Raw genomic sequence first — 14,641 nt, 5'->3', positions numbered from 1 at the left:
TCTCACAGCATGGACCACGCCTCCCGCCTGCGACAGTGCGGCCGTGTCCATCTCGCTGCGTAAACTGTTGGCTCGTGTTCCTGTCCGTGACGTCAACGCGCGCACTGACGGTTACCCGTTCGATCCGAAGGACTGAGCTGTGCCTGACCGGCCTGAGATTGTGTGCATCTGCGGCTCTACCCGGTTCGTGGACGAGATGCGCGCGGCGAACCGCGACTTGACCTTTGCAGGCGTCATCGTCGTCGCGCCAGGCGTCTTCCTGCGCGCCGAGGATCACGAAGCAGACGAGTTCATCACCAACGAGCAGAAGACCGCGTTGGGCGCCCTCCACCTGCGCAAGATCGACCTGGCTGACCGCGTTCTGGTCGTCAACCCCGGCGGGTATATCGGCGAGTCCACGAGCAGGGAGATCGCATACGCCCGCGCCACCGGCAAGCCGATCTCGTTCACCGATCCCGTCTGACCAGTCGACGCTTCGTGGTGCGCGCGGGCAACGAGTCTCGGTCAGTCACCTAGCGTGTTGCCAGAGGGTCTTTGATGTCGTCGGGCGCAGCCTTGTGCTCGTGTCGCGTGACGTGGTCTCGGATAAGGCGTGGGCGGTGATCGGGCCGCTGTTCCCGGCGCCGAAGGCAACAGGCCGCCCTCCTGTGGACCGGCGCACGGTTGTCGAGGCCACGGCGTGGCGGTTCCGGACCGGGGCGCCGTGGCGGGACCTGCCCGAGCGGTTCGGGAACTGGGCCGGGCATGGCTGCGCGAGCGCGGCGTCGCCGCGACGATCCCGGAACGTGACAACCAGATCGCCCACCGCCGCAAGCGGCCCGGGGGGCCGATCGACTTCGGTGACGAGCAGCGGCAGCGGTACCGGGGCCGCAACGTCGTAGAGCGGTGCTTCAACAAGCTCAAGCAGTGGCGTGGGCTCGCAATGCGATCAGACAAGACTGCCCGGAACCACCACTCCGGTCAGTGCCTCGCAGCCACACTCCACTGGGTCCAGACCTTTAGCAACACGGCCTAGTCGTCACGGACCAGGCGGCGGACGAGGCGGGCGGTGACGGCGTCTACGTCGTAGCGGCGGCCGGCGCCCGGCGTTAGCTGGTCGAGGATGAGGCCTTCGATGGCGAAGTGCAGCAGGCGGACCTCCTCGGCGCCGCCCGGCAGTCCGGCCTGGACGTGGAACGAGACGTCGGTATCGAACCCCTGCTGCAGGGTGCGGGACAGGATCTCGTTCAGCCCGGGGCGGCGAGCCGCCTCCAGTCGCAGCTCGAAGAGCGCAAGGGACAACTCGGGTCGCTTCAACAACCGCTCAACGATGTAGTGGACGTAGTCGACGACGAGGTCCACGGTCGGCTCTCGCTCGGCCAGCGGAGCCAGTACTGCGTCGTCCGGCGCGAGCCGCTCGAAGATGCGCTCGCCGAGCGCACCGAGCAGAGCGTCGCGAGTGCGGAAGTAGTTCGAGGCGGTGCCGGCCGGGAGCCCGGCCGTGGCGTCGACCGCGCGATGGGTCAGCCCGCGGGCGCCTGACTCGGCCAGGACGGCCAGGCCCGCGTCGGCCAGTTGGGTGCGGCGTTCGGGGTTTCTCGGCATGTTGACAAGCCTAGCAGCTATCCACTACAACTGTCGTACTCAACCACAACAGATGTAGTAGTCAGGAGTCAGGATGTTACCCGCAGCATTCGGCGCGACGGTCGTCACCTCGCGCCCGGCGGAGGTCGCCGCCTTCTACCAGCAGCACTTCGACCTGCAGATCACCATCGACCTCGGCTGGTTCATCTGTCTTCGCCGCGGCGAGGCGGACTGGGAACTGGCGATCTCCGAGCGCGGCCACGCCTCGGTGCCGGCCGCGGTCTCGGCCACGAAGGACAGCACCAACATCTTCGGCTTCGTCGTCGAGGACGCCGACAAGGTCGCGCAGGCGCTCACCGAGGCCGGCGTGGAACTGGAGGGCGAGGTGATCACCGAGCCGTGGGGACAGCGGCACTTCTACGTCCGCGACCCCGAGGGCACCTGGCTCGACGTGATCCAACTGGTCGCGCCGGACCCCGAGTGGCTCGCCGCCAACATCCCCACGGCGCAGTAGCAGGTGCGGCGTGGTGACGATGCCGGCGGTGAGGAGGTCAGACGGTGAGCAGGACCTTGCCGATGTGATTCGACTGTTCGAGGGTCTCGTGGGCCTGGGCGACGGCTTCGAGCGGGAAGGTGCGGTGGATGATCGGCCGCACCTTCTTCGCCTCGACCAGCGGCCAGACGTGCGCGACCACCTCGGCGAGAATCTCGCCCTTGTCCAGCACCGACCGGGACCGCAGCCCCGTCCCGGTGACCAGGCCGCGACGGCTCATCAGCCGGCCGAGATCCAGCTCGCCCTTGGTGCCGCCCTGCATGCCGATCACGACCAGCCGGCCGTCGAAGGCCAGTGACTTCACGTTGTCCTGCAGGTACTTCGCGCCCATGATGTCGAGGATCACGTCGGCGCCGGCCTTACCGGTCGCCTCGCTGACCACCGAGGCCCACAGGGCTTCCTTGTAGTTGATTGCCACGTCGGCGCCGAGCCGCGTGCAGAACTCCATCTTCTCCGCGTTGCCGACCGTGCAGAGCACCCGAGCGCCGTGCGCGACCGCGAGCTGGATCGCCGTCGTACCGATCCCGGAGGAGCCGCCGTGCACCAGCAGCGTCTCGCCGTCCTTGAGGTGGGCGGCCATGAAGACGTTCGACCAGACCGTCGCGACCGCCTCGGGCAGCGCGGCGGCGCTGACCAGGTCCAGGCCGTCTGGCTTCGGCATCACCTGCGGTGCAGGGACGACCACCTTCTCGGCGTACCCGCCGCCCGCGAGCAGCGCGCACACCTCGTCGCCGACGGACCAGCCCTCGACCTCGGCGCCGACCTCGGAGATCGTCCCGGACACCTCGAGGCCGATCGTGCCGGGCGCACCGGGCGGCGGCGGGTAGTGCCCCTGCCGCTGCAGCAGGTCCGCGCGGTTCACGCCCGCGGCGACCACATCGATGACGACCTCGTCCCGCGCCGGGGTGGGATCCTCGATCTCGGCGACCTTCAGGACCTCGACGCCACCGGCACCCTCACAAACGACAGCTCGCATGGTGGCCACGGTACTGCGTTGCCCGCGCTTCCCCATTGCTCGCCCGTGTCGGTCCGGGTGGTCAGCTCCGGACGATCGTGGCCAGGTCGCCGGCGATGCTGTCGAGGGGATCGACAGTGCCTGTCGACTTGATCCAATCCCATAGTTCGAGTGAATGGTAAAGCCGGTAGAGCGTGGTCCGTTCGCGCCAGTCCTCCTTGGCTTGTTTCCACGCCCACTCTGGCGCGTAGATCTTGACGATCAGCCGAGCGGCGGCGCTTCGCCGTACCTCGAAGTGCTCAGCCGGCCGGCGGACCGTGGCACGATCTCCGCGACATTTTCGATCACCCGCGTCGCCGTAGGGCCGGGGGTGCTTGGCTAGCGACCGAATTACCGGGGGGTCAGTCGTCGAAGTCGGACCAGGTGTCGACGTCGTCGCCCGCGCGGGTCGGCTCGGACCAGGCCAGGTCGAGCCCCGCGAAGAGCCGCCGCACCGACTGGTCCCGCGGATTCCCGATCATACGCAACGCGTCGGCCAACGCCGTACGCCGGTACGCCGCGGCCAGGCGTTGCTCCCGGCCATCGGTGTCGAGCAGTCCGAACCCGTCGTGCTCGTCGAGTCCCTCGACCAGGCGGGTCACATCGTCCTTCGTGATCCACGGTAGGTCGCACGAGACCACCACGATCACGGGTGCTGCGCCTTTCGCGACACCTGCGGCGATGCCCGCCACGGGGCCACCCGACGGTGGATCCTCGAGCGTCCAGTCCACGGTCCGGTACGTCTGCCGCGCCGGACCGACCACCACCGTGGACGTCGCCCCGATCGTTGCCGTCAGCACCCGATCGAGGAGCGAGATCCCGTCCAGTACCAGCAGCGCCTTGTCCACTCCGCCGAATCGGGTAGACCCGCCGCCCGCCAGTACCACCGCATCGAACTCCACCCCTGAAGTCTCCCGTAGTCCGCAGCCCCCTGCACTCGACACACTCGGCGCTGCGGATCACTGGGGCTCATTGCTGCGGCAGCACGCCGATCTCGTCGTAGTGATGCAGGGCCCGGACGCCCACCCCGGTCGCCGTGGCGAGCTCGCCGACCCGCCAGGTCTTCTCCCCGGTGTTCATGCTTCGAAGCTAGGTCCTCACGTGGGGTGAGGTTCAAGTGTGGCTGATTTGCGGCACCATGGAGGCGTGAAGATCGCCGTGGTCCAGACCGCCAGTTCGCACGACAAGGCAGCCAACCGGGAGAAGGTGGCCGCCCTCGTCGCCGAGGCCGTGCGGGACAAGCCCGACCTGGTCGTGCTGCCCGAGGCGATGATGGCCGACTTCGCCACCGAGGGTGGATCCGTCGGCGATCTCGCCGAGTCGCTCGACGGAGAGTTCGTCAGCGCGTTGCGCAAGGTCGCGCTCGAGCACGGCACAGCGATCGTGGCCGGCATGTTCGAGCGGAGCTGCGACGAGGCCCGGCCGTACAACACGCTGCTCGCGGTCGGCGCCGACGGAGACCTGCTCGGGGCTTACCGGAAGATTCACCTGTACGACGCCTTCGGGTACCGGGAGTCCGACCAGCTCACCCCGGGTGATGTCGCCCCGGTGGTGGTGGGGATCGCCGGGCGGAAGCTCGGGTTGATGACCTGCTACGACCTGCGATTCCCCGAACTGTCGCGGGCGCTGGTGGACGCCGGGGCGGAGGTGCTCGTCGTACCGGCTGCCTGGGTGCGGGGGCCGCTCAAGGAGCACCACTGGACCACGCTGCTGACGGCTCGCGCCATCGAGAACACCTGCTATGTCGCGGCGGCCGCGCAGAACGGGAAGAAGTACTGCGGGCTGAGCCAAGTGATCGACCCGCAGGGAGTCGCGGTCGCCGCGGTCGGCGAGGCGGACGGGTTCGTCCAGGCCGAGATCTCCCCGGACCGGCTGGCCGACACCCGCACCCGCAACCCGTCCCTCAAGAACCGCCGCTTCACCGTCGCGCCACGCTAGGTAGTGAGATTCCGGAGCCATGGAGGCGGCGTCCGGGTTAGCCTCCTGGGTGTGATGCAGCGGCCGGACGGGTTCGACCTCGACCACCACGGTGATCTGGAGGTCGGTCATGGACTTGTCGATCTCGCAGTCAACGTCCGAACCGGTACGCCGCCGGCCTGGCTGGTCGAGGAGATCGCCGGAAGCCTGGCGGACCTCGCGTCGTACCCGCGGCAGGAGCCGGCCCTGGCCGCAGTCGCCGCTCGGCACAACTGTGAGCCCGATCAGGTGCTCCTCACCGCGGGCGCGGCCGAGGCGTTCGTGCTGATCGCGCGGGCCTTCAAGACCAAGCACCCGGTCGTCGTTCATCCCCAGTTCACCGAGCCCGAGGCGGCCCTGCGGTCGGCTGGGCATCTGGTCGATCGGGTGATCCTGCGGCCCGAGGACGGGTTCGTGCTCGACCCGCGGGCGGTGCCGGCCGATGCGGATCTCGTCGTGATCGGCAATCCGACCAACCCGACCTCGGTGCTGCACCGCGCCGACGACCTGCGGGAACTGGCCCGGCCCGGCCGGATCCTGGTCGTCGACGAGGCGTTCATGGACGCGGTGCCGGGCGAGCCGGAGTCACTGGTCGGTGCCTCGATCCCGGGGCTGATTGTGATCCGCAGCCTGACGAAGACCTGGGGTCTGGCCGGGTTGCGGGTGGGGTACGTCGTGGCCGCCGCCGGGCTGATCGAGCAACTGGCGGCGGTCCAGCCGCAGTGGCCGGTGTCCACTCCTGCACTCGCGGCGGCAATTGCTTGCAGCAACAAACGAGCACTGGAGGAATCCGCCCAGGCGGCCCTGGAGATCGACCGGCACCGGGCCCATCTGCTCGACGGCCTCGGCTGCTCGGCGGGACTACCTGGCGGCGCGGCTTCGGAGTACGGCGTCGGGGGTTCGGAGTACAAGGGGGTGGAGACGTTCGGGGTGGCGCGGGGGCCGTTCGTGCTGGTGCGGGTGCAGGGGGCGGCGATGCTGCGGGAACGGTTGCGGGAGCGGGGAATTGCCGTGCGGAGGGGTGACACGTTCCCCGGGCTGGGGCCAGACTGGCTGCGGATCGCTGTGCGGCCGGACAGTGTCACGGACGGCTTCCTCAAGGTCTGGCGCGACCTGCTTGGTTGACACCGGCGATCGCTGCTGAACCGAGTGCTCGCTGTACCCCGCGCAGAGGTTTAACCCCGATCTACTTTGCACACAGGGAGTCCACTCAGGTACTCCAGGCATTCCCGAAGGGAGCAGCATCATGGGCATCAACGACGACGACATGACGACCTCGTCCGGCGGAGGCGAGGGCCTTGCCGACGGTGGCGCGACACCCGGTGCGCACGACGGGGGCGCCGACGGAGGTGCGGACAGCGGTACCGGCGGTGGTGAAGGACCCGCGGACGGTGGCGCTGTGAGCGGTGCGACCGACGGTGGTGCCGACGGCGGGGCAGCGGTCGAAGCCAGCGACGGCGGCGCGGACGGTGGCGCCGACAGTGGTGCGGAGGGTCCCGCGGACGGTGGCGCCTCACCCGGTGCGACTGACGGTGGCGCGGACGGTGGCGCCGACAGTGGTGCGGAGGGACCCGCGGACGGCGGTGCCTTGCCAGGTGTCAGCGATGGCGGCGCCGACGGAGGAGCCGACAGCGGTGCCGAAGGACCTGCCGACGGTGGAGCTTCTCCGGGTGCCACTGACGGTGGGGCGGACGGTGGCGCCGGCGGAAACTCCGGGAGTAGGTGATTCCCATGCCGGAAGCCGGGCCGCCGCCGGACAGGCACCCGGCTTCCGGTCGTCCGGCTTCTGACCGCCCGGCGCTCCGGCGCTGCGTCGCGGCTGACCTCGACGAGTTCAGTAGTTCGTACTGGGGCTCGCAGGCTCTGCTCTCACCTGCTGAGGAGCTAGAGGGTCCCTTCGACGACCTGTTCACCCTGCAGGCCGCTGACGAGTTGCTCTCCCAGCGCGGACTCCGTACGCCGTTCCTGCGGATCGCGAAGAACGGGGAGGTCGTCGGGGACGGGCAGTTCACTGGGGCTGGCGGAGTGGGTGCCGAGATCGCGGACCAGGTTCGGGACGACAAGGTGGCCGCACTGTTCGCCAGCGGGCACACCGTCGTACTGCAGGCGCTCCACCGCACCTGGCCGCCACTGGTCGACTTCGCCACGCAGTTGTCGTCCGAGGCCGGGCATCCGGTGCAGATCAACGCGTACATCACGCCGGCGGAGTCGCAGGGGTTCTCCGCGCACTACGACGTACACGACGTCTTCGTGCTGCAGGTGGCAGGCGAGAAGCACTGGACAGTGCACGAGCCCGTGCACGTGGATCCGCTCCGCAACCAGCCGTGGACGGACCACTCGTCTGCTGTTGCCGCAGCTGCTCGGGACAAGGCGCCAGTGATTGACGCCGTACTGCGCCCGGGTGATGCGCTGTACCTGCCGCGGGGCTTCCTGCACTCGGCCAAGGCGCTTGGTGGAGTCAGTGCGCACCTGACGGTCGGCCTGCACACGATGACGCGATACCTCCTCGTCCAGGAACTGGCCAACCTCGCCGCAGACGAGGCCGAGCTGCGGACTGCCTTGCCGCTCGGGTTCGACCCAGGCGACCCAGCACAGGTCGCCAAGGTGCTGGGGAAGGTGTCGTCGCTCTTCGCCGAGAAGATCCAGACCGCGTCGGCCGACGAACTCGCCGCACGCCTCCGCCGCCGTACCTGGTCCGGCAACCGACCCGCCCCGCTGCCACCACTCGCCCACGCCGCAGCAATCGCGGCCCTCGCCCCCGGTACTGCGGTACGCCTGCGCGCGGGCCTTCGGTATCGCCTGGTCGAGGGCGATCCAGTCCGCCTCCAACTCCCGGACCGGACAATCTCGTTGCCTGCAGCAACCTACGATGCCCTGGCGCGGCTTCTCTCGGGCGACGAGCTCAAGGTCGGCGAGCTACCCGGCCTGGACGAGGCCGACCAAGTGGTGGTCGTCCGTCGCCTGATGACCGAAGCAGTGCTCATCGCGAGCACTCCGTGACCCACCCCTCCCCACCCACCCCGCGACCCCCCAACCCGGACTCGCGGCCCGAGCCGTCTCCACCCGGACGGCGGTCGCCAGGCTCGGACTCGTGGCTCGAGCGTTCGCCAGCTGGATCGCGGTCGCCCGAGTCGGTGTCGCCGTCCGAGGTGCTGAGGTGCGCGGCCTCTGCCGAACTCCGCGGCGACTCCCTGGTCGCCTCTGCCCCGCCTGCAGAACGCTGGTTGCTGATCGAATCCCGCACCCCCTGGCCCCGCGAAGCCCTCAACGCCCTCCGCCCCGCCGATCCGACTACCGGCCTCGACCTCGCCGCCGCGGTCGCTCGTTTGTGTGTTGCTCAGCGATGCCGACCTGCTCTGATCAGGCGCTACGGCCGCATCGACCGCAAAGCTCCCCGTCGGTGGGCGATGGTCGACAGCCGCCCCGGTCACGAGTCGGTCCGCTGGGGCGACCTCCCCAACGACGACCACCTGCTGAACGTCCTCTCCGGCGCCGACCCAGGAACCCCCAGCACCGAACCCATCTACCTCGTCTGCACCCACGGTCGCCACGACGCCTGCTGTGCCATCCGAGGTCGTCCTGCGGCAGCAGTCCTCGCAGCCGCCTATCCGAACCAAACCTGGGAATGCAGTCACGTAGGCGGCGACCGCTTCGCCGCCAACCTCGTCTTCCTCCCCCACAGCCTCTTCTACGGCCACGTCCCTGCAACCCATGCCGCCACCCTGGCAGCCCAATACAACAAGGGCTCGATCGTCCCCGCGTACTTCCGAGGCTCGGCCGCGGTGTCCGCGCCCGTCCAAGCAGCCCAACACTTCGCCCGAGAAGCCGGCCTCTCCCTCTCCGTAGACGCCCTCCACCCCATAGCCGTCCACCAACTAGCCCCCGCTCAGTGGCAAGTCCTCCTGGACAACGATGGCCATCCGCTCGAGGTAAAAGTCTCCGCCCACCTCACCACCATCAACGCCGCCCTGACCTGCGCCGCGACGGCCCCCGGCCAAGCCCGCACCTTCACCCTCACCACCCCCATAAACTCCCCTAGCGACCCACCCCTGGGAGGCGGCCGATGACTGGAGAGTGCGGCTCATGGCTGACCGAGGAATGAGGCTGTCACCGCAATGCGGAGCATGACCCGCACCAGGCTCCCACTGCGAACACCCGCCGGAACCGCGGACACCTCACCGGTACTTCGGACACCTGAGCGGGACCGCGGACACGTTATTTCCTGTCCGAGGTCCCCTCTTCTTGTCCGAGGTCCTGGCAGGGTATGCGGACCCACCACAGGCGCACTGGCGCGGCCCGAAGCGTCACCGACGTCCGGGTCGAGGCACGCCTAGTGGGATTGACCCGTTTCGACGGACAGGGTTGATGTGGGGTGGTCAGGCTACCTGTTCGGCGGTGGCTGTGATGGTGGATTCGTACTGTGTGGGGCTGAGGTAGCCGAGGGTGGAGTGGCGTCGGCGGGTGTTGTACCAGCCCTCGATGTAGTCGAAGAGCGCGCTGGTGGCGGCCTTGCGGGTAGGCCAGGCGCGGCGGTGGATGAGTTCGGTCTTCACGGTGGCGAAGAAGGACTCGGCCACGGCGTTGTCCCAGCACTGGCCCTTGCGGCCGACCGACAAGGTCACGCCCAGATCGGTTGCCAGGTTGGCGTACTGGGCCGAGGTGTACTGGCAGCCCCTATCGGAGTGGAACACCACCCCGGGCGCGGGGCGGCGCCGGTTGACGGCGTCGGTGAGCGCCTCGGCGACCAGGTCGGTGCGCAGGTGGTCGGCTGTCGCCCAGCCGACCACGCGGCGGGATGCGAGGTCGATCACGGTGGCCAGGTAGAGCCAGCCTTGCCAGGTGTGGATGTAGGTGATGTCGCCGCACCAGCGGCGGTCCAGCTGACCGGGGTGGTTCGGGTCGATGCCGAAGTCGCGGCCGATCAGGTCCGGGCGGTGTGCGGCGTCGGGGTCGGGGATCGTGGTCTTCTTCCATCGCCGCGGGATGCGGCCGTGCCGGTCGGCGGCCTGCATCAGCCGGGCGATCCGCTTCCGAGAGCATCTGTGGCCCTGGTCGAGCAGTTCGGGTGCACCCGCGGTGAGCCGTAGGTCTGGGTGGATTCGTCGTGGATCTCGATGATCTTCGCCGTCAGTTCGGCGTCGCGCTGCTCGTGGCGCGACGGGCCGCCGGCGCGGTCGGTGTAGTAGGCGGAGCGGGAGACCTGCAGCAACTCACACGCTCGCTTCACGTTGTGGTCGCCTTGCTTTTCCGCCTCGATGAACGGGTAGCAGTTCACCGGGTCTCCTTCGCGAAGAAAGCCGTGGCCCGCTTGAGGATCTCGACGTCCTCGCGCAGCCGGCGGTTGTCCCGCCGCAACTGCGCAAGCTCGTCCTTCTCGCTCGTGGTCAACCCGCCATCACCGGTGCCGGCGTCACGTTCGGCCTGTTTCAGCCATTCCCGCACCGAGGTCTCAGTCAGATCGAAGTCCTTCGCGACCTGACCCACCGACCGGTCGCCGCGCTGGCACAGCTCCACGATCTCGGCCTTGAACTCAGGCGTGAACGAACGACGAGGCCGCGGCTTCTTCTTGCCCATGGACTCCATGATGAACATCCTTCCGGAGCACAAGCTCCTGATCTCGGATGTCCGTCAAAACGGGGCAGGTCCACTAGTCCGGGGTGGGGAGTTGGCGGTCGGAGCTGTGGGCGCCGTAGTACGCGGACTGGCGGGACATGATTTCGGACATGGGCGTGCCTCGGGGGACGCCGTAGACGGTGCCGGGGAAGTCCAGGTCGCGTTGGACCTGCCAGAGGTCGTCGTGGCGGTCGGGGGAGAAGAGTTGGGCTGGATTGCCGGCGGCGATCCAGCCGATCGGCAGGACCGTGCCGGGGGCCAGGTGGGAGTTGACGTGGAGGACGCTGTTGATCCGGAGCTCGGCGCCTGTGCCCGCGACTGCGCCCGGGAAGAGTGAGGCGCCCGTGGCGATGAAGACTTCATCTTCGACCGTGGCTCCGTTCACGTGGGCGTGCGGACCGACCAGGACCGAGTCGCCGATCAGCGCCGGATGATCCGCCCGGCCGCGGACCAGGGCGTTCTCCATCACGACGCTGTTGAACCCGAGGCGGACCTCGCCGTTCTCCGCCGTCAGTACTGCGCCGTGCAGCACCCGGCTGCCTTCGCCCAGCACGACGGCTCCGCAGAGCACAGCCGAGGGCGCGACATATGCGGACTCAGGGACGACCGGTTGCCGGCCGCGGTGTTCGAGCAGCATCAGGAAATCCTCTCGTCGGACATCACCTCGGCCATCCTGTCGCAGTTGTACTTTTCGTCGGGCGGATTCTCCACAGCCCGGGCCCTCACTGCCCGGGCGGCCATCGTCCGATCCCGGCCGTCCACATCGCAGGTGGGAGGTTCGGCCGTTCGAACGAGGGTGTGGGGTGGCAGATGGAGAACCGCGAGCTACAAGGAGGACAGTAGAACATCCGTTCGAACGACGCAAGCATGCCTGACGAGTCAGCGAGCCGCCGTCGCGACCCTTGCCAAAGTCCTTACAAATAAGGCCTTACGGCCACTGTCAGGCGTCAGTCCGGTCGGCGCACAGCAGCGTTGGGAAGCACCCGCTCCAACCCGACGATCGTCCCAGCAGCCAGCAAGGCAAGGAGAGAGATCGCCAGCCACGGAAACTCGTGCCGCACCTCGAACAACTGCGCGAAGAACGCCGGCACCAGCACGCTCGCGAACGCGAACGAGTACTGCCAGTACGACAGATACTTCCCATGCCCGACGTCAGGAGCTACCGCCGCAGCGAGCGCGTTGCCCGTCGCCGCATGCAACACATCCGCCGCAGCGAAGACCACCGTCGCCAGAATCAACCCAGGCACCACCAGCTCAGTCGGAACATGCAGCAACCCGGCCATCAGCAAGCCCCAGACCGCCCACAGCACCCCGGCGAGTACAAGCACCTTCGTACGCCGCCGCCGCTCCGTATGCCGCACTACCAACGTCTGCCCAGTAGCTAGCACCACAGACACCGCCGCCAGCAGCACTCCCACGATCCACTTGGGCGCAGGCAGTGCCTCGGAGACGTAGACCGGCAGCGCGACGCCCATCAGCATCGTGCACAACGCGAGCACGGTGTTCGCGCCGATCAGTAGCAGGAACGGCTTGTCCTTCCGCAGCAACGGCGCAGGCCCGCTGTCGGCCGCCGCAGCCGCCCGGGCCTCATGCGAGGCGTGCAGCCGCATCAGTAGGAAGCCCGCAATGAAGAAGGTGACCGCGTTCACCGCCATCGCGACCAGGAACGGCCCATCGCCGCCGATGCTGAGCAGTATTCCGGCCGTCAGCGCGCCGAGCCCGAACCCACCGGCCTGCATCATCCCGGCGAGGCCGAACCAGCGATCCCGGTCGCCCGGATCCGAGATGTCCGACAGCAGGCTGAAGATCGCCGACCAGAACACCCGCTGCCCGGTCGTCGTCACCAGTGCACAGAGGAAGAGCAGCCACAACGATCGCCCGAAGAAGAACCCGACGAAGGCCAGACCCTGTGCGAACTGCGCCCCGATCACCAGGTTCCGCGGCCCGACCCGGTCGATCACCACCCCTACGGCGGCTGGTGCGGCGATCGAGAAGAGCGTGGCGACCGTCAGCATCAGCCCAGCTGTACCGAGCGGGATGTCCGCGACCCGGACGAAGAAGAGCAGGAGCAGCGGCCCGGCGCAACCACCGCCGAAGGAGTCGATCGCCAGACCGAACAGCAGTGGCGATCGACCGCGGACGTTCGGCAGTCCGAAAGACGTGGCTGTAGGCATGGAAGGGACAACCTGCTCACAGTTGGGGGCTTCCGGCCGACGACAGTAACAACGGCCGCCCGGAAGCCTCCACTCTATTTCACCCCTGCGGCGCCGCCTCCCGTACCGACACGTGCCGCAACGGCCGCCAGGCGATCGCGGTCGTCACCACCATCCCCACGAACGCGAACTGGAACGGCGCAACCAGCCCGTAGTTCTGAGCCAGTGCTCCGCCCAGCAGCGCCCCGAGCGCGGAACCACCCACAGACGCCAGCGCGTACACGCTGTTCACCCGGCCCATCAGCGCCTCCGGAGTGGCGAGTTGCCGGGCAGTGGTCGACACGATCCCCCACACCACGGCGTGTACTCCGAACACGGTCATCGTCGCGCCGGCCACCCATGGATTCCGGGTCAGCGCCAGGATCAGGTGAACAGTGGTCTCGATGACGAGCCCGGCGCGCAGCAGGGTCAGGCTGCCGACCCGCGGCTCGAGGTAGTGGTACACCGGCATCCCGGCGAGCGCGCCGAGCGAGGTCCCCGAGATCAGCAATCCGTACTGCGTATCGCTGAGCCCGAGCCGTTGCTTGGCGAACAACACCCACGTCGCGAAGGCCGCCATGAAGGTGATGTTCATGACGAGGATGGCCAGCGCGAGCGTCCGGACCCCCGCGTGGTTCCACAGCCAGTGAACCCCCTCGCGTACGTCGAGCCACAGCGCAGTACGGGCTGTTCCGTCGGAAACAGGCGGGCGGACGCTGACTCGGGACATCAAGGCCGCGGCGGCCGCGAAGGTGACCGCGTTGAGGAGCAACGGGACGCCGGCGGCCACGGCGAACAGCAGGGCGCCGATCGACGGTCCGACCAACTGATTGCCGATGGTGCCGGTCAGATAGAGCCGGGCGTTCGCCATCCCCAGGTGCTCCTTGGGAACAGCGGTGACGAGCAACGCGCCGGACGCATTGTCGGCCAACGTCTCGGCGGTGCCCATCAGGAACAAGGCCGCATACACAGCCCACAACGGAGAAGCATCAAGCAGTACTGCGGACCCGAGCGCGGCCAGTACCACGGCGCGAAAGGTGTCGGCGGCAACGACCATCAAGCGGCGGTCGAGCCGATCGGCGAGGGCGCCGCTGAACAACGCGAACAGCAGCCAGGGGAGTTGCTGGATGAAGGCGGCCGCACCGACGGCGGCGGGTTCATCGGTGATGGAGGCGACCAGCAGCGGGCCGGCGGCGAGCATGGCGCCGTCGCCGAGATTCGAGATGGCCGCGGCGGGCCAGATCTTGCGGAAGTCCCGCCCGAGTTCGGGTGGGAGAAGAGAAGGACGCATCGACGCTCCAGAGGACTGACGGCAGGCTGGACAGGCGACGCCACTCGACGTCGCCGGGTCGCCCGGTCAGGGGCCCCTGCGTCAGCGGAAGCTGATCAGTACGCCGACCGGACGGTGCGGGCCACGTCCTCCGATGATCTGGACATCGCTCCCACCTCCTGCCTTCGATGCGGGACGGGCGGTCGCTCCGCGCCATCTCGGCCCAGACCTTACCGCCGTCCACCACCCCACCGGCACCCATTTCTGCCCTCAGCAGCAAGGTCCAGTCCACCCCCGCCGACCAGGAGCGCTATCCTCGACGATCGGCAGCCCGCTCGGTTCCCCGACGGTCCGCCTGGAGGGTTCGCATAGTGGCCGAGTGCGCTGGTCTTGAAAACCGGTATGGCGGGTGACCGTCATCGTGGGTTCGAATCCCACACCCTCCGCTTTGAGGGGCGCGAATAGCCTCGTGACCTGCGAAAACACCCGGCTGAGATCGC

18 protein-coding genes and 1 tRNA gene are annotated in these 14,641 nt (G+C 68.4%); 9 read left to right on the top strand and 10 right to left on the bottom strand.

Translation table 11 applies throughout. From position 1 onward, the window contains the following. Positions 1–139 precede the first annotated feature (139 nt). Both EV644_RS09395 and EV644_RS09390 read left to right on the top strand, forming a co-directional pair. Positions 140–463, top strand: a complete 324-nt coding sequence (locus tag EV644_RS09395; protein ID WP_132190113.1) for a hypothetical protein — start codon at positions 140–142, stop codon at positions 461–463. A 94-nt stretch (positions 464–557) separates the two neighbouring features. Beyond that, a complete protein-coding gene (locus EV644_RS09390) occupies positions 558–881 on the top strand; it encodes a transposase (protein ID WP_439649157.1) in 324 nt (107 codons plus the stop codon). 130 nt (positions 882–1,011) lie between these two features. On the opposite strand, the gene EV644_RS09385 is transcribed toward EV644_RS09390, so the two are convergent. Further along, positions 1,012–1,584 carry a TetR/AcrR family transcriptional regulator gene (locus EV644_RS09385; RefSeq protein ID WP_132190114.1) on the bottom strand — a complete coding sequence of 191 codons (573 nt, stop codon included), beginning with the start codon at positions 1,582–1,584 and terminating at the stop codon, positions 1,012–1,014. Positions 1,585–1,657: 73 nt separating this feature from the next. Between EV644_RS09385 and EV644_RS09380 the strand changes: the two genes are divergently transcribed. Next, on the top strand, positions 1,658–2,077 hold the full coding sequence (locus tag EV644_RS09380) for a VOC family protein (RefSeq protein ID WP_132190115.1): 420 nt from the start codon (positions 1,658–1,660) through the stop codon (positions 2,075–2,077). A gap of 37 nt (positions 2,078–2,114) precedes the next feature. On the opposite strand, the gene EV644_RS09375 is transcribed toward EV644_RS09380, so the two are convergent. The 3 genes from EV644_RS09375 to EV644_RS09360 all read right to left on the bottom strand — a co-directional run bounded on the left by EV644_RS09375 (position 2,115) and on the right by EV644_RS09360 (position 4,190). Then, positions 2,115–3,092, bottom strand: coding sequence for an NAD(P)H-quinone oxidoreductase (locus tag EV644_RS09375; RefSeq protein ID WP_132190116.1), 978 nt, complete (start codon positions 3,090–3,092; stop codon positions 2,115–2,117). A gap of 380 nt (positions 3,093–3,472) precedes the next feature. Then, positions 3,473–4,012, bottom strand: a complete 540-nt coding sequence (gene mobA, locus EV644_RS09365) for a molybdenum cofactor guanylyltransferase (protein WP_241998478.1) — start codon at positions 4,010–4,012, stop codon at positions 3,473–3,475. Between the two features lie 67 nt (positions 4,013–4,079). Continuing rightward, positions 4,080–4,190: a MerR family DNA-binding transcriptional regulator gene (locus tag EV644_RS09360; RefSeq protein WP_132190118.1), complete on the bottom strand. Its 111-nt coding sequence runs from the start codon at positions 4,188–4,190 to the stop codon at positions 4,080–4,082. A gap of 66 nt (positions 4,191–4,256) precedes the next feature. On the opposite strand from EV644_RS09360, the gene EV644_RS09355 reads away from it, so the two are divergent. The 5 genes from EV644_RS09355 (at position 4,257) to EV644_RS47710 (ending at position 9,133) form a co-directional block, all read left to right on the top strand. Continuing rightward, entirely contained in the window at positions 4,257–5,048 is a 792-nt protein-coding gene (locus EV644_RS09355) for a carbon-nitrogen hydrolase family protein (protein ID WP_132190119.1), read from the top strand. Between the two features lie 54 nt (positions 5,049–5,102). Beyond that, on the top strand, positions 5,103–6,191 hold the full coding sequence (cobC, locus tag EV644_RS09350; RefSeq protein WP_132190247.1) for an Rv2231c family histidinol phosphate aminotransferase CobC: 1,089 nt from the start codon (positions 5,103–5,105) through the stop codon (positions 6,189–6,191). Between the two features lie 121 nt (positions 6,192–6,312). After that, positions 6,313–6,792, top strand: coding sequence for a BatC protein (locus EV644_RS09345; protein WP_199239716.1), 480 nt, complete (start codon positions 6,313–6,315; stop codon positions 6,790–6,792). 5 nt (positions 6,793–6,797) lie between these two features. Then, positions 6,798–8,066, top strand: coding sequence for a cupin domain-containing protein (locus EV644_RS09340; protein WP_132190120.1), 1,269 nt, complete (start codon positions 6,798–6,800; stop codon positions 8,064–8,066). Continuing rightward, a complete protein-coding gene (locus EV644_RS47710) occupies positions 8,063–9,133 on the top strand; it encodes a sucrase ferredoxin (protein WP_369410490.1) in 1,071 nt (356 codons plus the stop codon). Before EV644_RS09340 ends, EV644_RS47710 begins: the two co-directional genes overlap by 4 nt. Before the next feature lie 309 nt (positions 9,134–9,442). On the opposite strand, the gene EV644_RS09330 is transcribed toward EV644_RS47710, so the two are convergent. The 6 genes from EV644_RS09330 to EV644_RS09305 all read right to left on the bottom strand — a co-directional run bounded on the left by EV644_RS09330 (position 9,443) and on the right by EV644_RS09305 (position 14,162). Continuing rightward, positions 9,443–10,126: an IS3 family transposase gene (locus EV644_RS09330; RefSeq protein ID WP_241998506.1), complete on the bottom strand. Its 684-nt coding sequence runs from the start codon at positions 10,124–10,126 to the stop codon at positions 9,443–9,445. Continuing rightward, the gene (locus tag EV644_RS09325; protein ID WP_132190123.1) at positions 10,078–10,341 is read right to left on the bottom strand and encodes a hypothetical protein; all 264 of its coding nucleotides are present in this window, start codon (positions 10,339–10,341) and stop codon (positions 10,078–10,080) included. The genes EV644_RS09330 and EV644_RS09325 overlap by 49 nt, the downstream gene beginning before the upstream one ends. Continuing rightward, entirely contained in the window at positions 10,338–10,649 is a 312-nt protein-coding gene (locus tag EV644_RS09320; protein ID WP_158292774.1) for a transposase, read from the bottom strand. The genes EV644_RS09325 and EV644_RS09320 overlap by 4 nt, the downstream gene beginning before the upstream one ends. Before the next feature lie 64 nt (positions 10,650–10,713). Then, the gene (locus tag EV644_RS09315) at positions 10,714–11,316 is read right to left on the bottom strand and encodes a gamma carbonic anhydrase family protein (RefSeq protein ID WP_132190125.1); all 603 of its coding nucleotides are present in this window, start codon (positions 11,314–11,316) and stop codon (positions 10,714–10,716) included. Between the two features lie 310 nt (positions 11,317–11,626). Beyond that, complete coding sequence (locus EV644_RS09310) at positions 11,627–12,853, bottom strand: MFS transporter (protein ID WP_132190126.1); 1,227 nt, start codon at positions 12,851–12,853, stop codon at positions 11,627–11,629. Positions 12,854–12,932: 79 nt separating this feature from the next. Then, positions 12,933–14,162: an MFS transporter gene (locus tag EV644_RS09305; RefSeq protein ID WP_132190127.1), complete on the bottom strand. Its 1,230-nt coding sequence runs from the start codon at positions 14,160–14,162 to the stop codon at positions 12,933–12,935. Positions 14,163–14,498: 336 nt separating this feature from the next. Between EV644_RS09305 and EV644_RS09300 the strand changes: the two genes are divergently transcribed. Continuing rightward, positions 14,499–14,587: transfer RNA gene (locus tag EV644_RS09300), tRNA-Ser, on the top strand. Positions 14,588–14,641: the final 54 nt, after the last annotated feature.

It is taken from the genome of Kribbella orskensis (genome assembly GCF_004342085.1).
In the GTDB taxonomy this organism is placed as follows: Bacteria; Actinomycetota; Actinomycetes; order Propionibacteriales; family Kribbellaceae; genus Kribbella; species Kribbella orskensis.
Note: the sequence above shows the minus strand (reverse complement) of the source record. Positions and strands in the feature narration are given on the sequence as shown.

What these genes read in the sequence shown, in the direction of transcription:
- EV644_RS09340 (WP_132190120.1), top strand. Translation starts at nt 6,798, where the DNA reads ATGCCGGAAGCCGGGCCGCCGCCGGACAGGCACCCGGCTTCCGGTCGT.
- EV644_RS09375 (WP_132190116.1), bottom strand. Translation starts at nt 3,092, where the DNA reads ATGCGAGCTGTCGTTTGTGAGGGTGCCGGTGGCGTCGAGGTCCTGAAG.
- EV644_RS09380 (WP_132190115.1), top strand. Translation starts at nt 1,658, where the DNA reads ATGTTACCCGCAGCATTCGGCGCGACGGTCGTCACCTCGCGCCCGGCG.
- EV644_RS09315 (WP_132190125.1), bottom strand. Translation starts at nt 11,316, where the DNA reads ATGCTGCTCGAACACCGCGGCCGGCAACCGGTCGTCCCTGAGTCCGCA.
- cobC (WP_132190247.1), top strand. Translation starts at nt 5,103, where the DNA reads ATGCAGCGGCCGGACGGGTTCGACCTCGACCACCACGGTGATCTGGAG.
- EV644_RS09345 (WP_199239716.1), top strand. Translation starts at nt 6,313, where the DNA reads ATGGGCATCAACGACGACGACATGACGACCTCGTCCGGCGGAGGCGAG.
- EV644_RS09305 (WP_132190127.1), bottom strand. Translation starts at nt 14,162, where the DNA reads ATGCGTCCTTCTCTTCTCCCACCCGAACTCGGGCGGGACTTCCGCAAG.
- EV644_RS09360 (WP_132190118.1), bottom strand. Translation starts at nt 4,190, where the DNA reads ATGAACACCGGGGAGAAGACCTGGCGGGTCGGCGAGCTCGCCACGGCG.
- EV644_RS09310 (WP_132190126.1), bottom strand. Translation starts at nt 12,853, where the DNA reads ATGCCTACAGCCACGTCTTTCGGACTGCCGAACGTCCGCGGTCGATCG.
- EV644_RS09385 (WP_132190114.1), bottom strand. Translation starts at nt 1,584, where the DNA reads ATGCCGAGAAACCCCGAACGCCGCACCCAACTGGCCGACGCGGGCCTG.
- EV644_RS09320 (WP_158292774.1), bottom strand. Translation starts at nt 10,649, where the DNA reads ATGGAGTCCATGGGCAAGAAGAAGCCGCGGCCTCGTCGTTCGTTCACG.